The 21,929-nt window shown below is 40.9% G+C and carries 22 protein-coding genes; 11 read left to right on the top strand and 11 right to left on the bottom strand.

Annotated elements, in window-relative coordinates; genetic code table 11:
• The first annotated feature begins 121 nt into the window (after positions 1–121).
• The gene (locus ACHZBG_RS00285; RefSeq protein ID WP_320127436.1) at positions 122–829 is read left to right on the top strand and encodes a Bax inhibitor-1/YccA family protein; all 708 of its coding nucleotides are present in this window, start codon (positions 122–124) and stop codon (positions 827–829) included.
• A 159-nt stretch (positions 830–988) separates the two neighbouring features.
• Here ACHZBG_RS00285 and ACHZBG_RS00280 read toward each other — a convergent pair whose 3' ends face one another.
• The 4 genes from ACHZBG_RS00280 to ACHZBG_RS00265 all read right to left on the bottom strand — a co-directional run bounded on the left by ACHZBG_RS00280 (position 989) and on the right by ACHZBG_RS00265 (position 4,446).
• Entirely contained in the window at positions 989–2,134 is a 1,146-nt protein-coding gene (locus ACHZBG_RS00280) for a hypothetical protein (protein WP_320127435.1), read from the bottom strand.
• Positions 2,135–2,482: 348 nt separating this feature from the next.
• Positions 2,483–3,190: a PHP domain-containing protein gene (locus ACHZBG_RS00275; protein WP_320127434.1), complete on the bottom strand. Its 708-nt coding sequence runs from the start codon at positions 3,188–3,190 to the stop codon at positions 2,483–2,485.
• Positions 3,174–3,524 carry an iron-sulfur binding hydrogenase gene (locus ACHZBG_RS00270; RefSeq protein WP_320127433.1) on the bottom strand — a complete coding sequence of 117 codons (351 nt, stop codon included), beginning with the start codon at positions 3,522–3,524 and terminating at the stop codon, positions 3,174–3,176. Before ACHZBG_RS00270 ends, ACHZBG_RS00275 begins: the two co-directional genes overlap by 17 nt.
• Positions 3,511–4,446: a CBS domain-containing protein gene (locus ACHZBG_RS00265; protein ID WP_320127432.1), complete on the bottom strand. Its 936-nt coding sequence runs from the start codon at positions 4,444–4,446 to the stop codon at positions 3,511–3,513. The genes ACHZBG_RS00270 and ACHZBG_RS00265 overlap by 14 nt, the downstream gene beginning before the upstream one ends.
• A 146-nt stretch (positions 4,447–4,592) precedes the next feature.
• On the opposite strand from ACHZBG_RS00265, the gene ACHZBG_RS00260 reads away from it, so the two are divergent.
• The 3 genes from ACHZBG_RS00260 (at position 4,593) to ACHZBG_RS00250 (ending at position 8,482) form a co-directional block, all read left to right on the top strand.
• Positions 4,593–5,330, top strand: a complete 738-nt coding sequence (locus ACHZBG_RS00260) for a pseudouridine synthase (RefSeq protein WP_320127431.1) — start codon at positions 4,593–4,595, stop codon at positions 5,328–5,330.
• 25 nt (positions 5,331–5,355) lie between these two features.
• Positions 5,356–6,468: an aminopeptidase gene (locus ACHZBG_RS00255; RefSeq protein WP_320127430.1), complete on the top strand. Its 1,113-nt coding sequence runs from the start codon at positions 5,356–5,358 to the stop codon at positions 6,466–6,468.
• Between the two features lie 286 nt (positions 6,469–6,754).
• Positions 6,755–8,482, top strand: coding sequence for an ammonium transporter (locus ACHZBG_RS00250; protein ID WP_320127429.1), 1,728 nt, complete (start codon positions 6,755–6,757; stop codon positions 8,480–8,482).
• Positions 8,483–8,656: 174 nt separating this feature from the next.
• Here ACHZBG_RS00250 and purU read toward each other — a convergent pair whose 3' ends face one another.
• The 5 genes from purU to ACHZBG_RS00225 all read right to left on the bottom strand — a co-directional run bounded on the left by purU (position 8,657) and on the right by ACHZBG_RS00225 (position 11,847).
• Positions 8,657–9,529, bottom strand: coding sequence for a formyltetrahydrofolate deformylase (gene purU, locus ACHZBG_RS00245; RefSeq protein WP_320127428.1), 873 nt, complete (start codon positions 9,527–9,529; stop codon positions 8,657–8,659).
• A 13-nt stretch (positions 9,530–9,542) separates the two neighbouring features.
• Entirely contained in the window at positions 9,543–9,749 is a 207-nt protein-coding gene (gene xseB / locus ACHZBG_RS00240) for an exodeoxyribonuclease VII small subunit (RefSeq protein WP_320127427.1), read from the bottom strand.
• A gap of 3 nt (positions 9,750–9,752) precedes the next feature.
• Positions 9,753–10,958, bottom strand: a complete 1,206-nt coding sequence (gene xseA / locus ACHZBG_RS00235) for an exodeoxyribonuclease VII large subunit (protein WP_320127426.1) — start codon at positions 10,956–10,958, stop codon at positions 9,753–9,755.
• Positions 10,951–11,613, bottom strand: coding sequence for a hypothetical protein (locus ACHZBG_RS00230; protein ID WP_320127425.1), 663 nt, complete (start codon positions 11,611–11,613; stop codon positions 10,951–10,953). Before ACHZBG_RS00230 ends, xseA begins: the two co-directional genes overlap by 8 nt.
• Before the next feature lie 66 nt (positions 11,614–11,679).
• Positions 11,680–11,847, bottom strand: a complete 168-nt coding sequence (locus tag ACHZBG_RS00225) for a 4Fe-4S binding protein (RefSeq protein ID WP_320127424.1) — start codon at positions 11,845–11,847, stop codon at positions 11,680–11,682.
• 415 nt (positions 11,848–12,262) lie between these two features.
• On the opposite strand from ACHZBG_RS00225, the gene ACHZBG_RS00220 reads away from it, so the two are divergent.
• From ACHZBG_RS00220 to ACHZBG_RS00190, 7 genes are all read left to right on the top strand, one after another.
• Positions 12,263–13,516, top strand: coding sequence for a glycosyl hydrolase family 28 protein (locus ACHZBG_RS00220; protein ID WP_320127423.1), 1,254 nt, complete (start codon positions 12,263–12,265; stop codon positions 13,514–13,516).
• Between the two features lie 216 nt (positions 13,517–13,732).
• Positions 13,733–15,454: a sensor histidine kinase gene (locus ACHZBG_RS00215; protein WP_320127422.1), complete on the top strand. Its 1,722-nt coding sequence runs from the start codon at positions 13,733–13,735 to the stop codon at positions 15,452–15,454.
• Positions 15,429–16,178, top strand: coding sequence for a response regulator (locus tag ACHZBG_RS00210; protein ID WP_320127421.1), 750 nt, complete (start codon positions 15,429–15,431; stop codon positions 16,176–16,178). Before ACHZBG_RS00215 ends, ACHZBG_RS00210 begins: the two co-directional genes overlap by 26 nt.
• A gap of 89 nt (positions 16,179–16,267) precedes the next feature.
• The gene (locus tag ACHZBG_RS00205; protein WP_320127420.1) at positions 16,268–17,602 is read left to right on the top strand and encodes an ABC transporter substrate-binding protein; all 1,335 of its coding nucleotides are present in this window, start codon (positions 16,268–16,270) and stop codon (positions 17,600–17,602) included.
• Between the two features lie 53 nt (positions 17,603–17,655).
• Positions 17,656–18,531, top strand: coding sequence for a sugar ABC transporter permease (locus ACHZBG_RS00200; RefSeq protein ID WP_320127419.1), 876 nt, complete (start codon positions 17,656–17,658; stop codon positions 18,529–18,531).
• A 228-nt stretch (positions 18,532–18,759) separates the two neighbouring features.
• The gene (locus ACHZBG_RS00195; RefSeq protein ID WP_394699281.1) at positions 18,760–19,386 is read left to right on the top strand and encodes a carbohydrate ABC transporter permease; all 627 of its coding nucleotides are present in this window, start codon (positions 18,760–18,762) and stop codon (positions 19,384–19,386) included.
• Between the two features lies 1 nt (position 19,387).
• On the top strand, positions 19,388–20,938 hold the full coding sequence (locus tag ACHZBG_RS00190) for a sulfatase-like hydrolase/transferase (RefSeq protein ID WP_320127417.1): 1,551 nt from the start codon (positions 19,388–19,390) through the stop codon (positions 20,936–20,938).
• 47 nt (positions 20,939–20,985) lie between these two features.
• Here the strand turns inward: ACHZBG_RS00190 and ACHZBG_RS00185 are convergent, their stop codons facing one another.
• A complete protein-coding gene (locus tag ACHZBG_RS00185; RefSeq protein WP_320127416.1) occupies positions 20,986–21,561 on the bottom strand; it encodes a 4Fe-4S binding protein in 576 nt (191 codons plus the stop codon).
• A 2-nt stretch (positions 21,562–21,563) separates the two neighbouring features.
• The gene (locus tag ACHZBG_RS00180) at positions 21,564–21,812 is read right to left on the bottom strand and encodes a 4Fe-4S binding protein (protein WP_320127415.1); all 249 of its coding nucleotides are present in this window, start codon (positions 21,810–21,812) and stop codon (positions 21,564–21,566) included.
• Positions 21,813–21,929 lie beyond the last annotated feature (117 nt).

Raw genomic sequence — 21,929 nt, 5'->3', positions numbered from 1 at the left:
GTCTCTGTCAGAAAGGCATTAGAATGGAAAACGAGATTGGTTGAATCAAAGGATTTGATACCGATTGACTATTCATAAAAAAATAGAGACATTATATTTAAACGAAGTACGGGAGACTATTATGGCTGAAAAGAAAACTTCAACGCTTGGTAATGTGTATGCACGTGAACGCAGTATCATCAAGAATGTGTATCTTTGGATGACTGCAGGCCTTGGATTGACAGGCCTTGTAGCGTTTTTTATTGCAAGCAATCCTTCCTTGATGAAAGTTCTCATCGGAAACACGATGGGGTTCATCCTTCTGATAGTTGGTGAATTTGCCCTTGTGTTTTATTTAAGTGCCCGTTTGGATAAGATGAGCCAGACCAGCGCCATAGCTGCCTTTTTGGCTTATTCTGCCCTGACAGGAGTACTGCTCAGTACCATATTCGTTGTATATACGGGAGTTGTCATTTATAAGACGTTCCTGACTACTGCCTTGATGTTTGCCGGTATGAGCGTATATGCAATGACTACCAAACGGGATTTGTCCGGACTTGGGTATTATTTGCGAATGGGTCTTTGGGGGCTTATCATTGCCTCTGTAATAAACATGTTTTTTCGCTCAGCGGGAATGGACTATATCATCAGTTTCATAGGAGTGGCCGTGTTCCTTGGCCTTACTGCCTATGATACCCGCAAGATCATCCAGATGAACAACCAGTACGGAAGTTCCATGGATGAGGAAGAATTTACGAAAGTCAGTATACTCGGAGCTCTTTCCCTCTACTTGGACTTCTTGAATCTTTTCTTATATCTCTTGAGAATCTTTGGACGTTCAAGTAAATAATCTGATTGGAAGTTGATTAATCAAGTATAAACTGAGGCCAGTAATCTCTCGATTGCTGGCCTCAATGATGCAAGAGGGTATGTCCGAACCCGCAAGTAATATGTTAATCTGTCATGATAAACGGTTTTTTTATTACTTCTTAGCAGTTATGCAGCATTGCTAATACCTGTAAATTGCTGCAACACCTGTTGTGCTGGGCATCTTATCCTTAGGCAGAACCAATACATTGCCTTTTCTCATAAATGTCAGCTCAGCTAGATCATCCAGAATGTCGTCACAATCGAGATCATTTCTTGCCCCAGGTATCAATGTCCCCGTATCGTAATCGATTTTTCCAGGTACTATCCTGTTTTCCTCAAGCAGAATTGTTTCGACTCGACTGTCGAAAGCGGCTTTGGCAACCTGCACTAAATCTGAAGAACCCAATGATTCGGCCTCTGCTTTTTTATAGGATTCGGCTAAGATTTGTATCTTTTTCAAATTGATAGGTTTGATTATTTCCAATGCTTTCGTTTTAAGCTCATCTATTTTCAAGGAATCGTAAGAATTATGTATGCCTTCTTCAATTAAATAAGGATTGCTGCTTATATTTTTAAATTCTGTATGATATTCCATCAGCGAAACCAGAATCAGTGGCAATTTCGATGGTTTGGAATAATTTTCCATCACAAAGTGATCCACATACCTAAAATATTTCTCGGTATCGTTATCAATCTCTGGTTTTGCACCTCCGTGACCATGGTACACGGTATGGCCTCCTGTACCCCCAGATCCAGATGCTAAATATGGATCTGTCAGTTGTTTCCCCAAAACTTCCTCTAGGGTCCTTGGAGTATCCAAAGGCAGTACAATTTCTGAAAATCCATTTCTGTTACCTTGATAGAGAGTGAAATTAGTACGGCTCAATCCCAGCAATTGGTAACTTTCCATAGATTGAAAAGCCTTGATCAACGGCTTGATATGAAAACTATTGGCTACCGTGGTAAATTTTTTCACAATGCCTTGGAGATTATATATTATGCACTTGTCCTTACTTGCAAGGACAGCAATCCCCTCTGAAGTATTATTCCAGAAATATTCATCTTTCTCGAGTTCATAGAACGGTTTCATGATTGAAATTACGAAATCCTTTTCGTATTTCTGGCGCAAGGAATTCTCAATCACTCGAATTAAATTCTTGAACATTATTGGATCTTGTCTGTTTTCCGGAAAATGCCTATGGGTAGGTTGATAAAGTGAAATAAATGGGCCTTCTTCTTGATAAATAATATCATTTGGAAAACTATTTACAATTTCATATGCCATGATGAACTCCTTTTTTTCCTAAAGTATTCTTTTTTTAATAGACTTTAGACGTGCTTTTTCTGAATACGGTTAATCAGAATTCTATATTTCTTAACATAATGCTAATTGAGACCCAATTGCATTTCTTTATAACTTATATTTTTAGTATACTCTTTTATGCGAGATTAATATACCGGGGTCGCTACTTCTGCATACCTGGCTCATTCTTTTCGATCCTGTGGGCAGTTTTTTTGTCATGAAGAAATCCTCCTTCTTTGTTGCAGATGAGGAGGTTGCCAAATCAAAGTCGAAATCTTTTTTCGGAGGTAGGCTTGTTTGCAAAAGTAGGTATCAGTACTCGACGGAACATTACCTGCGATAGGTAACTTTTCCCGATTCAAGTGCCTGTTTGAGACCTGAATACGATAGTTCTTCCATTTCCAGATAACAGGCACGGCGTCCTACGTGTTGCAAGTAATGTGCATCTGAACCGGTCAAGATAGTTTTTCCGTGAGTATCGGACGCGACAGGCAATCTGATGGCCTCCAGGGCACTATAGGGAAGATCAGGAAGAAAACCCAGATTTGAGAGAGCACTGTTGGCACTCCTGTCTATGTGGGCTGGTATAACCAGGGCATCCCTGCTCAAGCCTTCCTCTATTACATCATTGAAGCTGATCCCGCTGGTAGAGATGAGTAATTTTTCTACCTTTCCCGTCACTTCTCCCTCCAGGTTGACAATGTGCTGGTTTCCGAAGAGATGGGGATCATTATTGATGGGGGGCAACAGAAATTCGATGAAGGATCCGAATTCCATTGCATCCTCAAGTTTAGCGAAAAGCACCAGGACATGGACATCCTCTATGGTATTCACTTCAATACCAAACAACGGGAATATCTCGCATAATTCACAAGCCTCGGCAAAGGCTGGAAGATTGCGTGCGCTGTTGTGGTCGGTCAAGGCAAGGATTTGGATTCCTTGTTCCATTGCCTCAACGGCCAAGAGGGCAGGAGTAAGGTCATCACTGCCACAAGGAGAAAGGCAAGAATGATTATGGAGGTCAATTTTTACGGTCATTGACCTTTCCAAGCAGTACCGCGACTTTGCAACTGGCTGCAAACTGGGAATCAGTAGTAGCGAAAACAGAAATATCTTCTTCTTTCGCGGCGATGAGCATATCATCGGGGGCTGTTCTTCCATTGCATATGACTATTGCATGTATTCCTGCCAATGAAGCGACCGCCACGGTATTCTTATGGGCCTGGATGGTAATCAATACACTATCGGAGGGGGCGTTGCCCATGACATCGCTGAGCAGATCGCCTGTATAGGCATCGGTAATCTCGACATTTACATTGTTCAAGGTCAGGGTCTTATAGCCCTGAAGTGTTGACAAGTCATTCACTTGCATTATTGTTCTCCTTTGGATGCAGTAATATGGTGGATATGACGGTGGTTCCGTTCATGTCACTATCGATGGAAAACTCATCGGAAACCGATTTTACATTGGGAAGCCCCATTCCGGCTCCAAATCCCAGGGATCTGATCCATTCGGAAGCCGTAGACCAGCCGGGAGTCATTGCGTTGGTGATATCAGGAATGCCCGGGCCACTGTCCCTTGCTGTAATCTGTACTGATTGCGGGGTGTATTCGGCAATCAACTCCCCGCCGTCGCTATGAACTACCAAATTCATCTCCAACTCATAGGACGCGATAGCTGCCCTGCGAATGACATGGGGCGCAATTCCCCCTTTCTTCAGTCTTTTCTTGATTTCCGTACTAGCATATCCTGCATTCTCAAAATCATTTTTCAATATTGAATAAGTATGGATTTCCCCATTCATTTCATCGCTGAGCGAAGACGTGCTGGTTCTCTTTTCCAGTTCCTCGATCTCCCTGTTGATTTCCACGAGCAAGGTACTGGTGATATCCCTGCTGGTTATCATGCCCACCAATTCCTTGTGCTTGTTCAGTACGGGGAAGCGATGGTAGGAAAACCGGTCAAAATAACTGATTGCAAATGATACAGGCATATCATCTTCCAGGACAATAAGGTTTCTGGTCATATGATCCTGGGCTTTTTCCTCGATATACCCTTTATCCAGTGCCTGTATGATATCGTCCATGCTGACGATACCTATCAATCGCTTTCCTTGCACTATGGGAAGTCCTGTAACCTGTTTTTCACGCATGATATGCTGAATTTTCCTGAGAGGTGTGTCCTTTGTGGCAGTCTCAAGGTCCTTCGTCATGACGTCCTTTACTTTCAGGCGATAGATAAGTTCCAAAATTACGTTGGGCGATGTATATGTGTTGATAGGTATTTCTTGCATGAAGTAAGTATACAATAGTAAACATCCCTTGGGAAGAAAACTTGCCTTCGGTTTTGTATTTTCCCAAAAGAGTAAAGTATGAAAGCAAGGAATCCTTTTTCGATTTTTAATGAACCTTTCGCGCTTTTTTGCTATATTGATAATATATGGAAAAAGACTTTACCCTTTCAGTTGTGCATGAGGATCCTGCTTTTCTTGTAGTCGATAAGCAAGCACTTTTACCTACTGTACCCCTAAAAGATGATGATCCAGGAAAACTGACCTTGCTTTCATTGGTTAGCAGACAATATCCTGAGGTCTTGGAAGCATATGGTCAGAATACTTGGGAGGGAGGGGTCCTGCATCGTCTTGACACAGCCACCAGTGGGCTTGTTGTCATCGCACGCACCCAGCAAGCCTATCAAGAGTTGAAACATGTCCAGAAATCAGATTTGTTCTGGAAGGAATATATAGCCCTTTCCTCAGCACATCGAGATACTCCTCTTCCTGGGTTTCCCCAGTTTCCCTATAGCGACCCGTATGCTTGTGGAGGAAAAGAAGTAACCATAGGAAGCCTTTTTCGACGCTATGGGGAAAATCGCAAGGAAGTCAGACCTGTTACCCTTGATAGTTCAAAACAACTTAGGGATAAGACCTCAGGGGCTTGGTACCTGACCAAGGTTTGTTTTAGTGGAAAAACTGAAAACGGCGCCAACCAATTTACTTGCAGGCTTTCCTCGGGGTTTCGGCATCAGGTACGGGTTCATCTTGCCTGGAGTGGCTGGCCTCTAGACGGTGATTTGGTTTACCAAGGCAAGGAAGCAGCAAACTTGGGGCTCAGGGCTGTTGCCGTACGGTTCTTGCACCCTACGACCCAAGAACAGATAGAAATTAGAATTCAATAAAATAAATAAATATAGAGGAAATTGTATGGCTGACCAAAGAGAACAAAAACTAGCCAGGTTGCTGGTAACCTATTCCGTTAATTTGCAGAAGGGCGAATCCTGCCTTATCAATGCTGTCGATGTGCCTGTCTCGATGACAGAAGCCCTGATAAGGGAGATTTATGCTGCAGGGGGATACCCTGTAGTAAATATTTGGAACCAACGGCTTGAACGCGCAATGACCGAAGGCGCAACGCAAGAGTCCCTGGATGTATGGGCCGATGTCGATACCTATCGTATGAAGAAGATGGATGCTTTCATTGGCATAAGGGGAATCGCGAACGTCCGAGAGTTGGCGACAGTCGGGGAAAAGGCAAATCTGGTAAGTTCATTTTACAATACTCCGGTCCATATGAAGACAAGGCTTCCTTTTACCAGGTGGGTTGTTCTTCGATACCCTACGGAAACCATGGCCATGCAGGCCGGGCAAGGGACCTTGGAATTTGAGGATTATTTTTATCGGGTTTGCACTGAAGTCGATTATCAAAAGATGGCAACGGCAATGAATCGTGCCAAGAAATATTTGGATACCGTTGATAAAGTCCGTATTCTTGCACCAGGTACCGATCTTTCTTTCTCTGTGAAGGGAATGGGATTCATTCCCTGTGCCGGACAAATGAATATTCCTGATGGAGAAATTTACTCCTGTCCTATCAAGGATTCGGTCAATGGTACCATACGATACAATTGCAACAGTACGTATCATGGTCATTGTTTCAGCAATATTTCCTTTGAGTTCAAGGATGGAAAAATAGTCGAAGCCCATAGCGATGATGACTCCTTGATAAACCAGATTCTCGACATCGATGATGGAGCGAGATATATTGGGGAGTTTGCCTTGGGGTGCAACCCTCAAGTGCTTTACCCCATGGATAACACTCTTTTTGATGAAAAGATTTCTGGGTCCATACACTTTACCCCGGGAAATGCCTACGATGATTGTGACAATGGAAATAAATCGTCAGTTCATTGGGATTTGGTTCAGATCCAACGCAAGGATTATGGCGGTGGTGAGATCTGGTTTGACGACCAACTCGTACGAAAAGATGGCGTTTTCCTTCATCCTGAGTTGCAGGCTCTCAATTTTGTAAAGGTTTGATTGCTAACTGAAAATATTTATTTACGTTTTTTATATTTTTAAGATGTTTTATATTAAGGATATATTTTATTTATATTTCTAATTCCATTACAAAATGCTTTTCTTGTGATTGACAAAAACATCGGTTTGCAGATATAAACTGAGCATACGTCAAAGGCGATGTGGACTATTGTTCACATCGCCTTTGCTATTTTTCCAAGCTTAATCAGCTTGGCGTACGAAGGCGTACGTGTTGGGAAACCAATTCGTGCGCCTTTTCGCATTTTTTCACCTGGGAGGGAGAAATATGTATTCATCAGTAGACACGATTTGGGTACTGCTAGGTGCCGTGCTGGTATTCTTCATGCAAGCCGGCTTCGCGATGGTTGAAACAGGGTTCACCCGAGCGAAAAACGCCGGTAACATCATTATGAAGAACCTGATGGACTTTAGCCTGGGAACCCCGGCTTTCTGGATCATTGGTTTTGGCTTGATGTTCGGCCAAACCAAGGGAGGGATTTCCTTACCCTTCATCGGTGTACCTGACTTTTTGGTCAGGGGCGATTATGGTGCCTCATATCCCACGTATGCCTTTCTGATTTTCCAGACGGTATTCTGTGCAACTGCCGCTACGATCGTAAGTGGTGCAATGGCTGAACGGACAAAGTTCATATCCTATTGTATCTACAGTGTGATCATCAGCGGATTGATTTATCCTATCAGCGGTCACTGGATATGGGGCGGCGGTTGGTTGGCTACCCTTGGATTCCATGATTTCGCAGGTTCCACGGCTGTTCATATGGTTGGTGGAGTCGCTGCCTTGGTTGGCGCGAAATTCTTGGGACCACGTATCGGCAAATTCGGAGCTGACGGCAAACCTCATGCCATTCCCGGTCACAGCCTGACTCTCGGTGCCTTGGGTGTATTCATTCTTTGGTTCTGTTGGTTCGGGTTCAACGGCGGCTCAACTGTCTCCATGACCGGAGATGACACGCTTGTTTCAGCTTCCAAGATTTTCGTAACGACAAACCTCGCTGCCGCTTGTGCTTCGATTGCAACCATGGTCTTGACTTGGTTCAGATACAAGAAGCCTGATGTATCAATGACTCTCAATGGTTCCTTGGCTGGCTTGGTTGCCATTACCGCTGGCTGTGATGCAGTTTCTCCTGCCGGTGCCGCCCTCATTGGTATCATTGCCGGTGTCGTCGTAGTCTTCTCTGTTGAGTTCTTTGAGAGAGTATTGAAGATTGATGACCCTGTCGGTGCTATTTCCGTGCATGGTATCTGTGGAGCTTTAGGAACTCTGCTTACGGGGTTGTTTGCCCTTGACGGCGGTCTCTTCTACGGTGGTGGATTCTCGATGCTTGGCGTACAGGCCCTTGGCGTAGTTGCTGTCATGGCATGGGTAGGAGTTACCATGACTGTTGTTTTCTATGTAATCAACAAGACTGTGGGACTTCGAGTCAGTGCAGCAGAAGAAATTGCTGGATTGGATATCGAGGAGCATGGATTGGTTTCCTCTTATGCTGATTTCATGCCTGTCGTAAATGGCTTTGTCACTGAGGATGCAAGTGCTTCAGTTGTTCCTGCAACGGCCACTGGTCCTGTATCGTTAGAGGATGCAATTCCTGTAAAGGCTGTCTCCACGGGAACTGGCAAGAAGGGTGAAGTCAAGATGACCAAGGTCGTCATTGTCAGTCGCCAGAGCAAGTTTACCGATTTGAAGAGAGCCCTCAATGATATTGGTGTAACCGGTATTACCGTAACTCATGTTATGGGCTGTGGGATGCAGAAAGGTCGCAGTGAATACTATCGTGGTGTTCCTGTCGATATGACCCTGCTTCCCAAGATGCAGGTAGAGACCGTAGTAAGTAAAGTGCCTGTACGTACCGTAATAGAAGCGGTAAAGAAAGCTCTGTATACAGGTCATATCGGTGATGGAAAGATTTTCGTCTTCGATGTAGAGAATGTAATCAAGGTCAGAACTGGGGAAGAAGGCTATGATGCACTACAGGACGAAGTAATCGCTGAATAGGAATATTTTGAATAATGCTCTGACAGAGAAGGCCTATTACGGGCCTTCTCTGTCGTATATGCATATATATGTTGAAAACCAAGGTTTTTGCGAGATAAAAAAACAAGAGCCCGTACGACTCTTGCTACTATATATCCAAGGATAGTTACCCTTATGTCTTGAAATGAAAACGCCTCAGCGTTCTACATCAAAGACAATTGTCCTGTTTTTCCAGATGATGATCCGGTTTTCAAGATGAGCCTGAACGGCACGAGCCAATACCCTTCGTTCTACATCCTTGCCAACATCCCTGAGACCATTGGGAGTCAATTCATGATTTACCCTCACTACGTCCTGTTCTATGATGGGACCTTGGTCCAAGTCCTCGCTGGCGTAATGGGCTGTCGCCCCAATCATTTTTACACCTCGTTCATATGCTTTCAAATATGGATTGGCACCTTGGAAAGCAGGAAGAAAGCCATGATGTATATTAATGATTTTGCCCTGCCAGGCATTGGTGAAGGCAGGAGAGAGTATTTGCATATACCTGGCAAGGACAACCAAGTCAATATCAAAACGATTGAGCAATGAGAGGACTTTTTCCTCTTGGCTCTCTTTTGTCTCGGCGGTTACCGGCAAGTAATAAAAAGGAATCCTGAACTGATTGGCGATCAATTCAAGATCAGGATGATTGGAGATTATCAAGGAAATCTCGCAATTCAAATCACCTTCATCCTTGCGTGCAATCAAGTCATACAAACAATGGCTGGTCTTGCTGACCATGATGGCGACTCGGGATTTGTAGTCGCTGTAGCAACATTTCCATTGAAGTTGGTTTTCTTTGGCAAATAAGGAAAATTCATCTTCCATCTCTTTGCGAGTGGTTTTCAAGTCTTTCATATCCAGCTCAATACGCATGAAATACTGGCCGACGTTATTGTCGGTGTGTTGTTGACAATGCAGAATATTATAGGAATGGGTATAAAACCAGGTTGCCGTAGATGCCAGGATCCCTTTTTTGTCCTCGCATTGGATGAGAAAAATAATTTTTTTCTGTGCTGATGCCATCTTATCGCCTCTATTAAAATTCGGTTATTTCTGCATTATCAGGGTTTTCGCCCAGTACGATTTCAACTTTTCTCTTGGCTTCGGAGAGGCTCTTTTCCAGTTTTCTGGATAAGTCCATTCCCTCTTCGAATAAGGTCAGGCTTTCCTCAAGGCTTGTATCGGAAGCATTGAGTTTTCTTGCAATTTCTTCGATCCTGGATACATCTGATTCAAAACTCATTTTCTACTCCTGTACGAGTACTTTTCGGTACCCATCTACAAATGTTATTTTTACAGAATCCCCCACCTTGGTTTCTTTCTTGCCACGGATGATGTTTCCGTCGAAATCAGTCACGACTGAATAACCTCGCGCCAGTATAGCAAGAGGGGAAAGGGCTTGCAACCTTCCTGTTGCCAGTTGAAATCGTTGGTCCTTTGTATGCAGAAGGAACTTTTCGGCTGTTTGAAGGGTATCTGTTGCATTGGCAAGCAAATATTCCCGCCTCTCCAATTGCAAGGAAAGTCCTCTGGTAAGGTTCTGTGGTCTTACTGTTGCCAGCTTCTGGGCAGCCAATTGTAAGCGATGTTCCATCGAAGTTTTGATATTCTTGGTAAGCAATCCTATGGTATTTGCATTGTCCAGATACCCTTGGCTCACCAGTTCCGCGGCAGCTGAAGGAGTAGGGGAACGCATGTCGGCTACGAAATCCGAGAGTGCCCAGTCTATTTCATGTCCAACAGCACTGACTACAGGAATGTCGGAAGCATGGATTGCCTCGATTACGCAGGGGTCGGAAAACGGAAGGAGATCCTCAAGGGAACCACCCCCACGGCCTACGATAAGGACATCGCAGAGCAAGAGTGCATTGGCCTGTTCAATTCTCATGGCAATGGTTCTTCCCGCAGTTTCACCCTGGACCGTTGCCGGCAAAACCAGTACATCCAGGGAAGGAGCCCTTCTCTCGAGTATTTGCAGGATATCCTGCAAGGCAGCCCCTGTCGGGCTGGTAACAACCCCGACTCGTTTTGGGTTTTTTGGCAAGGGTAATTTAGTATTTTCGTCAAAGTAACCCAAAGAAGCATAATACTGTTTCCTGTCTTCCAGCAATGCTAATATATCCCCGTTGCCGGAGCGTTCCATCGTCTCGCATTTGATCTGGTACGTGCCTCTTGATCCATAGACATCCAAGGAACCTTTTACCGTAACCCGATCACCTTCCTTGGGAGCAAAACCAACTTTCCAGGTACTTCCCTTGAACATTACAGCGGAAATGGCACATTGGTTGTCCTTGAGCGTAAAGAACCAATGACCGGTTGAAGAGGGCCGGAAATTGGAAATCTCACCTGTGACTTGCAACCCATAAAATCCTTCTTCCAAGGTTGCCTTGATAAGGTTGGTCAAATCTGATACGGTCAGTTCTCCCTGAAAGAGCAAATTCTCATTATTCATGGTTTTTTATACGTTCCTTTCCTTTCTGTATGGAATGGATTTGTGTAAGAATGCCCAGTGCAGTAAGGATAAGGGACCAAAAAATGAACATCCAGGTTGAAAGGTACCAGAAGCGAGTAATCAGATAACTGACCAGCAAACCTCCTGCAAGGGAAGTTTCGACGGCAAAGTAATAATCAAATCCCTTAAGACAGGCATAGAGTATGAAGATAAGGCAAATAGTTGCAAACAGAATACTTAAGGGAAGGCTGACCAAGGAACGTAATAACAGGAAAATAACCAAAGCCATGCTTAGTCCTGTAAGTATTTTGACAAGTTGCCCTATGTTGCTGTTTTGCTTTCGTGAAAAATAAAACAGCAGAAGCCCTCCCAGAGAAAAGCTCAAAAGATAGATTATGGGGAAGATGTACGTACCATTTGCCCAAAATAAACGCTCCAAAGCTCCGAAAGGATCGCTTTGTGCCAAAGAGACAAGAAGTGCTTGTCTATTGATTACGAGAAGTGCAAGCCCCAGACTGATAAAGGCACCGGAGAGAACACTTCTCAGGGGCAAAAGCCATTTCCTGGCGTAAGTGCCATAAAAGCAGAGAAAAAAGCCGATTGCCAAGCCAACGAACATAGTCGCAGCCCCTAGTGTAGGTAAATCTGTATTCATTAAACCTCTAATTTCAAAAAAAAAGAGACAGCCTGATACGCTGTCTCTCAACCTATGCGGTTTTTCTTACTCCTGAATGATGGCACCGGTCGGACAGACATCGGCACAAGTACCACAATCAACACAGGTAGCTGGATCGATTACATAGATGTCTCCCTCGGAAATAGCACCGGAGGGGCATTCTGACTGGCAAGTTCCACAAGCCACGCAAGCATCAGTGATTTTGTAAGCCATATTTATTGACTCCTTACTTCATTTTCGTTGTCTTAGACTATATACCGCAGGAGCTTGTGAGTCAAGAAAGATGGAGGGATTGTGGTATTTGGCGATAAATAGAGTTTTAAGAATACAATACCATAATGAAAAAAAATAATCCCTAAAACCTGATTATTGGTTGTTGTATCTTTATATATGCATAAAATAGAGCATTTTACTTGTTTTTGAAATTGCATATGAATGCAAAAATATCGAGAAGGTCTCAAGAACGAAGTGTGTTTTTATAGCTTATCAGAGAAATATACTGGGAATTGGTATCGCTGGACAAGTCCATTGATAAAAAAGATGCGTTATGTGTAAAAATGATGTTTTACAAGTAATTTCATTTCATCAAAAATAGATTTGTATTTGGATGATAATAAATAGGGTAGTTATGCAAAAACGATATGATGTAAAAGACTTTGGAGCCTTGGGAGATGGAAGAACCCTTTGTACGCAATCGCTGCAAAGGGCAATAGATACTGCTAGTGAAGCAAAATGTCCCGTATATATCAGTGAAGGGACTTTTTTGAGCGGTTCATTATTCCTCAGGGAAAATACGAGACTTGTATTTGAAAAAGACGCCATTCTTCTGGGATCCCAGGATCTTTCCGATTATGCCATTGAAGAAACTCGCTTCGAAGGAAGAATCTGTATCTGGCCAATTGCGTTGGTCAATGCCAAGAATGTGAACAATATTTCAATGGAAGGACAAGGGATCATCGATGGAAATGGATTGCCTTTTTGGACGCAATTCTGGAACCAAAGGGCTGCGGCTATCAAGCAGGATGAACCCTTTTCCAACCGTGACGTTATGCGGCCCCGTCTCTTGTTCTTTGAAAATTGCAAGAATGTATCAGTTTCTGGAATTACGTTGCAGAATGCTGCTTTTTGGCATTTTCATCTCTACCTTTGTCAGCATGTATGCATTGATTCCATAGCTGTAAGAGCTCCCCATAAGGGAGTTCGCGCTGCTAGTAGCGATGCAATTGATATTGATGCCAGTAGTGGGATAACAATCAAGAATTCATTTTTCGAAACTGATGATGATTGTATTTGCCTAAAAAGCGGTAAGGGACCAACCGCCCATCTTGTAAATCCTCCAACAGAACAGATAGTTATCGAGAACTGTATTTTTGGATTTGGACATGGAGTCGTTACACTGGGAAGTGAGGCTGCCCTGGTGAGAAATATTACCGTTAAAAACTGTCAGGTCGTGGGGGAAAACTCTCTTGTTCGTTGCAAATTCAGAACTGATACGAGGCAAGAATTTTCCAAGATTCTTTTTGATGGGATAACAATATCAAATGGTGGATGGTTGTTTGATGTAAGAACTTGGAATAGCCGTCAGGATGAAATACTTGCTCTTGGAAGACAGCCTTCCTTTCTGACAGATATGATAGTACGAAATATAATTGTAAAAGGTCTTGTGTCCCCCGGAATTCTTGGAGAACCTAATACTCTCCTTACCATGAAAGGCATTCTTTTGGAAAATATCAGTATCACGTGTTTAACCGATGGATCCTTGGGCCTGACACGCTCGGATTCCTTGGAACAACAAACAGGAGGTTTGCCTGGATGCCTAACCTATGATATCCAACAAGATATTTCGTTTACCAATGTCATGATAAATGGAAAACCGTTATGAATGGATTGTCGAAAAAGTATTTGAGAAAGATAAGGGCATTAAAATAGATTGTTTATGGGACAAGGAATACAATTATTTTTCAGAAATGAGCAAGGAGATAAATATTGCAACTAGTTCTTTCTCCTTAAGTTTTTTATTGGGATTCCCCCTTCTATGATATATTGGGTTCGAAAGGACGGGTTTTAGATTCCTGTCGTCTTATAAATAGGAGAAAGCATGAAAAAGTTGACAATGCGACAAAGGTTTTTTAGAAAAAACCTCATTGCTTTTTTACCTCTCCTTTTTATTCCTATCGTTCTTATGGGATATTCTTCTCTTTATCTTATTCAAAATTCATACAAGAAAAATCTGGAGAATGATTCTCATGTGCTTTTTGAACAAGTCATTGGAAAAGCTGATTTGGTAACTAGGGGATTCGCTCCTTTGATTTTATCTGCTGATATAGATGGTCAGACATCCTATATTGCAAAAAAATTACTTAATTCGGTTCAGTTGGATTATACCGATTTGTATTTATTGAATTCGATAAAGGATCAGCTTACCTCTATTCGTAATACTTGGGAGTATGTGCAATCCATCAATATTTATTATGAAAATGAAAATCAGTATTATCTTTCCGATATCGGGAAGCAGGTAATAACCACGCGTGATGATTTTTGGTTTAAATCTTACCTGCAAAACAGGAAAAAGGAAAAATCCTGGACAACCCTGACAGAACAGAGTCTTCCTGGAAATATGAAAAGATATATAGTTTCTCTTTTCTACATCCTAGGAAAAGGTGAGGGAGTAATTGTATTTAACTTACACAAGGACGAATTGGAAAAAAAATTATTGAATGATTCCATTACTCCTGGTCATACTATCGCGATTTTTAACAAGGATAATGATCTGATCTTGGGATCTTATCCTCCACATGTAGATGATTGGGAAAATTTATATTTAACCGAAACGTCTATCCATAAAGGTACTGGCTGGAGATATGTATTGTTTTCTGAAAAAAAAGTGGTATTCCAAGTGTACGATAGGATTTTTCTTTTAATATTTTTAATGCTAGGTCTTTCTCTTATTGTCGGAATACTTCTTTCAATTATACTTACAAAAAGAAGGACTCGACAGATATATGAAATAATAGATTCTATTAAAAAGGCGGAAAATAATGAAGCATTACCGATTATTCCCGATGGAGAATCGACAACCTATGCATATATAATCAAGAAAATTGTTGATTCATTTATTTCCCAAAGTTATCTAAAATCTCAACTTGAAGCAAGAAAATATAAAGAAAAAACAGCTCAGCTAATTGCTCTGCAAGCACAGTTAAATCCTCATTTTCTCTATAACACATTGGAAACACTTAATTGGAAAGCCTACCAACTCTATAATAAGCCGAATGTCATAAACGACATGATTAATAATCTTTCGGAATTGCTTCGTTATTCTTTGGATACAAAAGGGGATACTGTTAGTCTGAAAGAAGAGCTCTATTATATTGATTGCTATCTTTCAATTCAATTGTATCGGTATAAAAATAGATTCGATATTGTTTGGGATAATCCGCCAGAGTGCCAGAATGCACTCCTTCCGAGAATGGTTTTACAACCAATAGTAGAAAATGCAATCATTCATGGGATTGGTCCGTTATCAAAGAAAGGGGTTATTACACTTTCAAGTAGACTTGAGAAGGATTTTCTTTTTTTGACTATTACCGATGACGGAGTAGGACTTTCTGAAGATGAGCTTGAAAGTCTATTTATTGAGCTAGCAAAAACAAATTTTGATATGAATGAACATATAGGTCTCAGAAATGTTAATTCCAGACTTATTCTTCGCTATGGAATACCCCTTTCTATAAAGAGCCTTGTAGGAAAGGGTACTAGTATCATTATGAAAATCCCTCAATCTGGAGAAGAAAATGACGAATACCTTATTAATAGTTGATGATGAAGAAGAAATTCGTAATGGACTTTTTAATTATTCTTGGGAAAATCTTGGCTTTTCGGCTGTTGCCGCTTTATCTGATGGTAAGGAAGCTCTTACCTATTTATCAACTCATTCGGTAGATGCCGCTATCTGTGATATTCGAATGCCCGGAATGAACGGATTGGAACTTGCCCGGAAAATGAAAGAACTGAAAATTTCCACGCATATTGTTTTCCTTACAGGGTATAAAGATATGGAATATATCCGATCAGCGATACATGCAGAATGTTTTGATTATCTGTTAAAACCTACACATTTCAAGCAATTGGAAGAAGTCTTTGTTGCATTGAAGACCAGGCTTGAGCAAGAGTGGAAGGATAAATTTCTTGATAATTGCGATTTCCAGGATGCAGGAGATGATTTCTTTATTCAGGCAGCTCTTAAATATATTTCTTCACATTTATCAACTGCCAGTCTGGAAGTCGTATCTGAGTTCCTTAATATTTCCCCTAATTATTTCAGTAGAATTTTTAAGGCACGAACAGGAATTCTTTTTTCTGTATTTTGTCAGCAACAGCGTCTTGGAAGGGCAAGAGAATTATTGAAAGATCCAAATAATCAAATTCAAGATGTTGCCTTGCAGGTCGGATATAGTATTTCAACAAATTTCAGCAGAGCTTTTAAACTTGAATATGGAATGTCTCCAGGAGAATTCAGAAGCCATATCAATCATAGAAATTGATTCAAAAAGAAAAAAAATGAACATAGTTTCCTCCTGAACAATCAAGGATAATTATTTTGTGGAGTTCATTGATTCAAAAGGAGTAAACAATGAAAAAAAGTGTATTGGTGCTAATTGTCGTTTTGGTATTGTTTGCCAATCAGAGTGTATTCTCTGCAGGCAAATCTGAGGTCAAGGATAAGAAAGATGATCAGGTAACTCTTCGGTTCTCTTGGTGGGGAGGGGATAGTCGGCATGAAGCCTATATTGCGGCGGTTCAACGATATATGGAAATGAATCCAAACGTGAAGATCATCGTTGAGTATAGTGGTTGGGATGGTTATCGTGAGAAATTGTATACGCAATTAGCTGGTGGCAATGCTCCTCAGATTTTCCAGAATCACTATTCTTGGCTACTTGAACAATCTGAATGGGCAGGAAAGGAAGTTGTAAAGGATCTTTCCCAATATAAGGATTATTTGGATTTCTCCATATATCCAGAAAGTTTGCTAAAGGATAATGTAATATTTAATAATAAGATATTGGCCTTGCCTTCATCTATTAATGCCGATGCAATCGTTGCTAACAAGGCTCTATTGGATTCAATTGGTTTTGATTACGATAAACCCATGACTTTTGACGATTTCTTTAAATATAGCAAAAAATTAAAGGAAATAAGCCCTGATTCTTATTTTGAAAATGGGATGGCAGCCGTTGATATTCATATGTACTGGTTTCTGGCATATCTCGTACAGAAAACAGGAAAACCGTTTGAAACTGATTATACCCTGAACTATACGGAAGATGAGGTTACCGAAGCCTTTGCCTTTATCAAGAGATACTTTGATGAAGGAGTTGTTGAACCTCTTGGTACTTTGGAACTATATACCGGAAATTATGCCCAGAACCCTAAATGGGTCAATGGGAAGAGTGCCATTCTCTACGGCATGTTATCTACCATCGAAAACTATGTGAATGCCTTGGGTGATAATCAAAAAAATGCTACGGTGATTCCCTTGCCTGTGATGACCGGAGCAAAAGATCCCTTTTTCCAGACAAAAGTCGGACAGGTTTTCTCCATTGCTGCAACGGCCACTGATCAAGAGGCCATAGAAGCAGCAAAGTTCCTCAATTGGTTCAATACCGATAAGGAAGCAGGTACCTTACTTAAATTGTCGAGAGGAATTCCTGTAAGCCAAGTACAAAACAGTGCTTTGAGTGAAGCTGGACTTTTAAATCCATTGGTTGTAAAGGCCATGAACTATGCAACTCAGACCGGACAAGGCATCGGACAAGGTTCACTGATCAGGAATAATGAAATTTCCAGGATTGGGGCTGATTTGATCTCGATGATTGCGTTCAATAAAACCACCCCCCGTGAAGCAGCAAAAGAATATATCAAGCTTATAAATAAGAAATTACAAGAATTAAACCCTGTAAAATAATAAAAACAATTCTTTCCGGCAATGAATTCATTGCCGGAATATTGGGAATGATCATGAAAAAAAGAAAATCTCTCTCTGAAGGATATTATTATATCTTGCCATGGTTTATCGGGTTTTTAATCTTTGGTTTGTATCCGTTGGTATCATCACTTTATTTTTCTTTTACCGATTTTACTATGTTTAATAAGCCCAAATTAATAGGCTTTTCAAACTATGTTTATATGTTTACCAGTGATAGGGAGTTTTTTCCTTCTTTGCTGGTTACCTTCAAATATGTGCTTTTTTCCGTTCCGATGAAAATAGTATCAGCTTTGTTTTTCGCTGTGTTGCTGAATAGAAAACTAAGATACATCAATCTCTTCACAACAATCTATTATTTGCCCTCGATATTAGGAGCAAGTGTATCGATTTCAATTCTTTGGCGCTTTATGTTTTCTTTGTCAGGACTGGTGAATACAATTTTTTCAAAAATTGGCATGAAACCTATCCCCTTTCTGGAAGACCCCCGTTATGCTTTGTTCTCGATCAGTCTCTTGGTAGTATGGTCTTTCGGTTCTTCAATGGTAATTTTCCTTGCTGGTCTTAAGCAGATTCCAAAAGAGCTTTATGAAGCGGCAAGTATTGATGGAGCTTCAAAATTCAAGGAGTTTTTTTTAATTACATTACCTTTGTTGACTCCATCTCTATTTTTTAACCTGATAATGCAATTAATAAACTCATTTCAATCCTTTACAAGTGCTTTTGTAATAACTCATGGTGGTCCTATGAAATCTACTTATTTATATATGATGAAATTATATAATGAAGCTTTTTCAAATTTTAAAATGGGTTATGCCTCGGCACTATCCTGGTTTTTATTTCTTGTCGTTCTTTCCGTTACTTATACAATATTCAAGAAATCAGACAAATTTGTCTACTATATGGAATAGGAGTTTACTACTGTGTCAAATAAGAAAAATAGAATTGCAATCAAATCTTATATATTTCTTTCGCTTGTTGGCATAATAATGATTTATCCACTTATTTGGTTATTCTTTTCATCCTTTAAAACAAACCAGGAAATATTCAGTGGACTAAGTCTGTTTCCCAAGGAATTTAATATTTCGGGATATATAAAAGGATGGAAGGGTACTGGTCAATATTCATTTGGAACCTTTATGCTAAATACTTGCAAGATGGTTATTCCGACAGTTCTTGCAACAATGTTTTCAAGTACCATTGTTGCCTATGGATTTGCACGATTTGATTTTAAAGGCAAATCTTTTCTCTTTGCCCTGATGATATCTACAATGATGCTGCCCAACGCAGTCCTTATTATTCCCCGTTATTTATTGTTCAGGAATTTTGGGTGGCTTGATTCTTATAAACCCTTTATCATTCCACAAATACTTGCATTCACTGCTTTCTTTAATTATATGATGATTCAATTTATCAGGGGAATACCAAGGGAACTTGATGAGTCAGCTAAAATAGATGGGCTTGGTTCTTTTCGAACCTTGTTCCTTATTATTTTGCCTTTGTGCAAATCTGCTTTGTTTTCAGTCTTTATTTTTCAATTCATGTGGACTTGGAATGACTTTTTCAATCCGTTGATATATATAAATAGCATAGCTAAATATCCTGTATCCTTAGCATTGAGGATGTCGATTGATGCCCAGTCAGCTATTGAATGGAACAAGGTTCTTGCGATGTCCTTTGTCTCGATCTCTCCTATTGTCTTTTTATTCTTTTCAGCGCAGAAGTATTTTGTCGAAGGTATCGCAACGACAGGTTTAAAGGGATGATATGAATAGACCTAATATTGTTATTATAACGACAGATCAACAGAGATTTGATGCGCTTGGGGCCATGGATAATCCAATAATCAAAACACCTCATTTGGATAGGCTTGCAAGGGAAGGAGCTCTGTTTGAGTCGGCTGTAACGCCCTGTCCTCTTTGCATGCCTGCAAGAGCATGTCTTGTAACAGGACTTCCTGCCAGTGAATTAGGTATTTTGGAGAATGAAATACCATCAGGGGGTTACCAAAAGGATTCCATTCCTACTCGGTTGCATTCTTTGGGATATTGGTGCCAGGCAATTGGTAAGATGCATTTTTCCAATATCCCCTATGCCCAAACTTATGGAATGGATAATATGATTCTTTCAGAAGAAACAAGGGGCATCCGTCTTGCGAAGCATAAGAAAGATATCTGTCTGGATGACTATGATAGATTTCTCCATGAAAATAAAATGTGGGGTTGGGATAAACCCCCTGAAATTGGTTACAATGAAATAAAACCACTTTTAAATCCATTACCAAAAAAGTTTCATGTAACACAGTGGTGTGGTGATCAAACGGTCAGCTGGATAGAAAACGATAGACCAAGGGACAAACCATTTTTTCTGTGGTCTTCTTTTGTAAAACCTCATGTACCTTATGATTGTCCTGAACATTTAAAAGGATTGTATGATAATGCAGAATTTCAGGAGACGTGGGATCCTGATCAAGAGAGCAAGTCTGAAAATCCATATTTTGCTTCTTATAGGAAGGGGAAGGAGTTTGATCTTTATTCTAAACAAGCAAAAAGACAAGCTCTGGCAAATTATTATGCAAATATTACATTTATTGATGAACAGGTAGGCCGAATTCTGGATGTACTTGAGAAAGAAGGTCTTTCTGAGGATACACTGGTTATATTCACCTCTGATCATGGTGATTTGATGGGAGATCACGGATTATGGTATAAATCATTTGGATATGAAGGTAGCCTCCGTATTCCCTTGATTTTACGCTGGCCTGGGCATGTTACTCCAAACGCAAGGTGCAAGGAGATTGTTTCCCTCCTGGATATCTATCCGACTGTTTTATCAGCGGCAGGAATTGTGGTAGAGGAAACGAATAGAAAAGGACATAATTTATTTTCTTTGCTTGATGGGACAGAATCTTGTAATTTTGCCTTCTCCGAAGTAATGAATGCACCGTATTACATGGCCCACGTCAGAACAAAGGACTGGAAGTATTTATTTTATCAAAATGGAGGGTTTGAAGAATTATATCACCTTACCGATGATCCCGATGAACTTCTCAATTTAGTGAATGATTCTGGATATGAAGAAATAAAACTGAATCTTCGCAATCAGGCAGAAAAATATATTTTATTTCACGGGGATAATTGCAATGTCTTGGATACACATAAAAAACTGAAGGTTCTACCTTATAAAGATAGTCAGGAATCTACCGACAGGCCTTTTTCAAGAATGCCATGGGACACTCGAATTCCAAGAAGCTTAAGTAAAATGGAATCTCTTTTTTGGCAGAACGAGGATTGGGATTGGTTGGATGTACTACAATAACATTGTATATATGACTTTAACGTAAAGCAAAAAAATTCTTATTGTTTTTATCCCTTTCTAAGCAACCTATTGGAAAGGCTTCCTACCGGACAGGCTGCACACCAAAGTCTTGGCCTCCAGAGTCTCGAAAAAATGATTCCCAGTATTGTGGAACTGAGCATCAAAGAATAAAGCCTATAGGAGAGGTGCAGCAAAAAAGGCGGAGCTGATACCTGCAGGAGTTGAGGAAGTGGCCAGAGGGGGATGACAATGAACAATCGTACAAAGGCCATACTTTCCATCTTGCCCAAGGCTACCCTCATCGTCGAGCCTACTATGAACAGTAGATTTATTCCTAGATAGATCAGCATCCATCTTCGCATTGACCCATCGGTGAAGACCTTTGGAGGCTTTCTCCATTTTTTCTTGGCTCTTCCTGTGAGGCTGATCAAGGAAGCACGTGGACAATAATTCCGGCACCAGGTCTTCTCTTTAGTCTTGGCTAGGAGAATGAAGGGAAGCAGGATGCAGATAAAAGCTGATAAAGCCGAATAAATCGATACAAATCCAAGAGTGAAAAAAAGAAGTGGCCATATAAAAAGAGCGGGGATGATACCCCGCCTTGCATGTCTTGCATCAATCAACGTTATTTTTTCTCCATGGACAACGCCTTGAAAGCACAGTAATGGGAACATTTTCCGCAACTGGTGCATTTACTGTAATTGACGACAGGTGCTGCAAAGCCTTTCTGGGTCAAGGCACCACTGGGACATACCCGTACGGCAGGACATTTATGGCTCTGGGGGCAACGTTGGCTCTTTACGACAAGTGTTTTGACTCCACCGTCATCGGCATCACTTTTGCCTGTTAAAAATTGTAAAAGATCAAATGACATAGTTCATCTCCTTGGCTTGTTTCAAAGTAGAAACAGGTCGGTAGTATTGTTCGGATTTTCGTTCACTGCAGGGGAACTGTCGTTAATCTAGCAAAAAAACGGAAACAAGTCAAATAG

The sequence above is a fragment of the uncultured Sphaerochaeta sp. genome (assembly GCF_963676625.2).
Lineage (GTDB): Bacteria > Spirochaetota > Spirochaetia > Sphaerochaetales > Sphaerochaetaceae > Sphaerochaeta.
The sequence above is the reverse complement of the archived record's forward strand: the minus strand, read 5'-3'. Positions and strand labels throughout refer to the sequence as shown.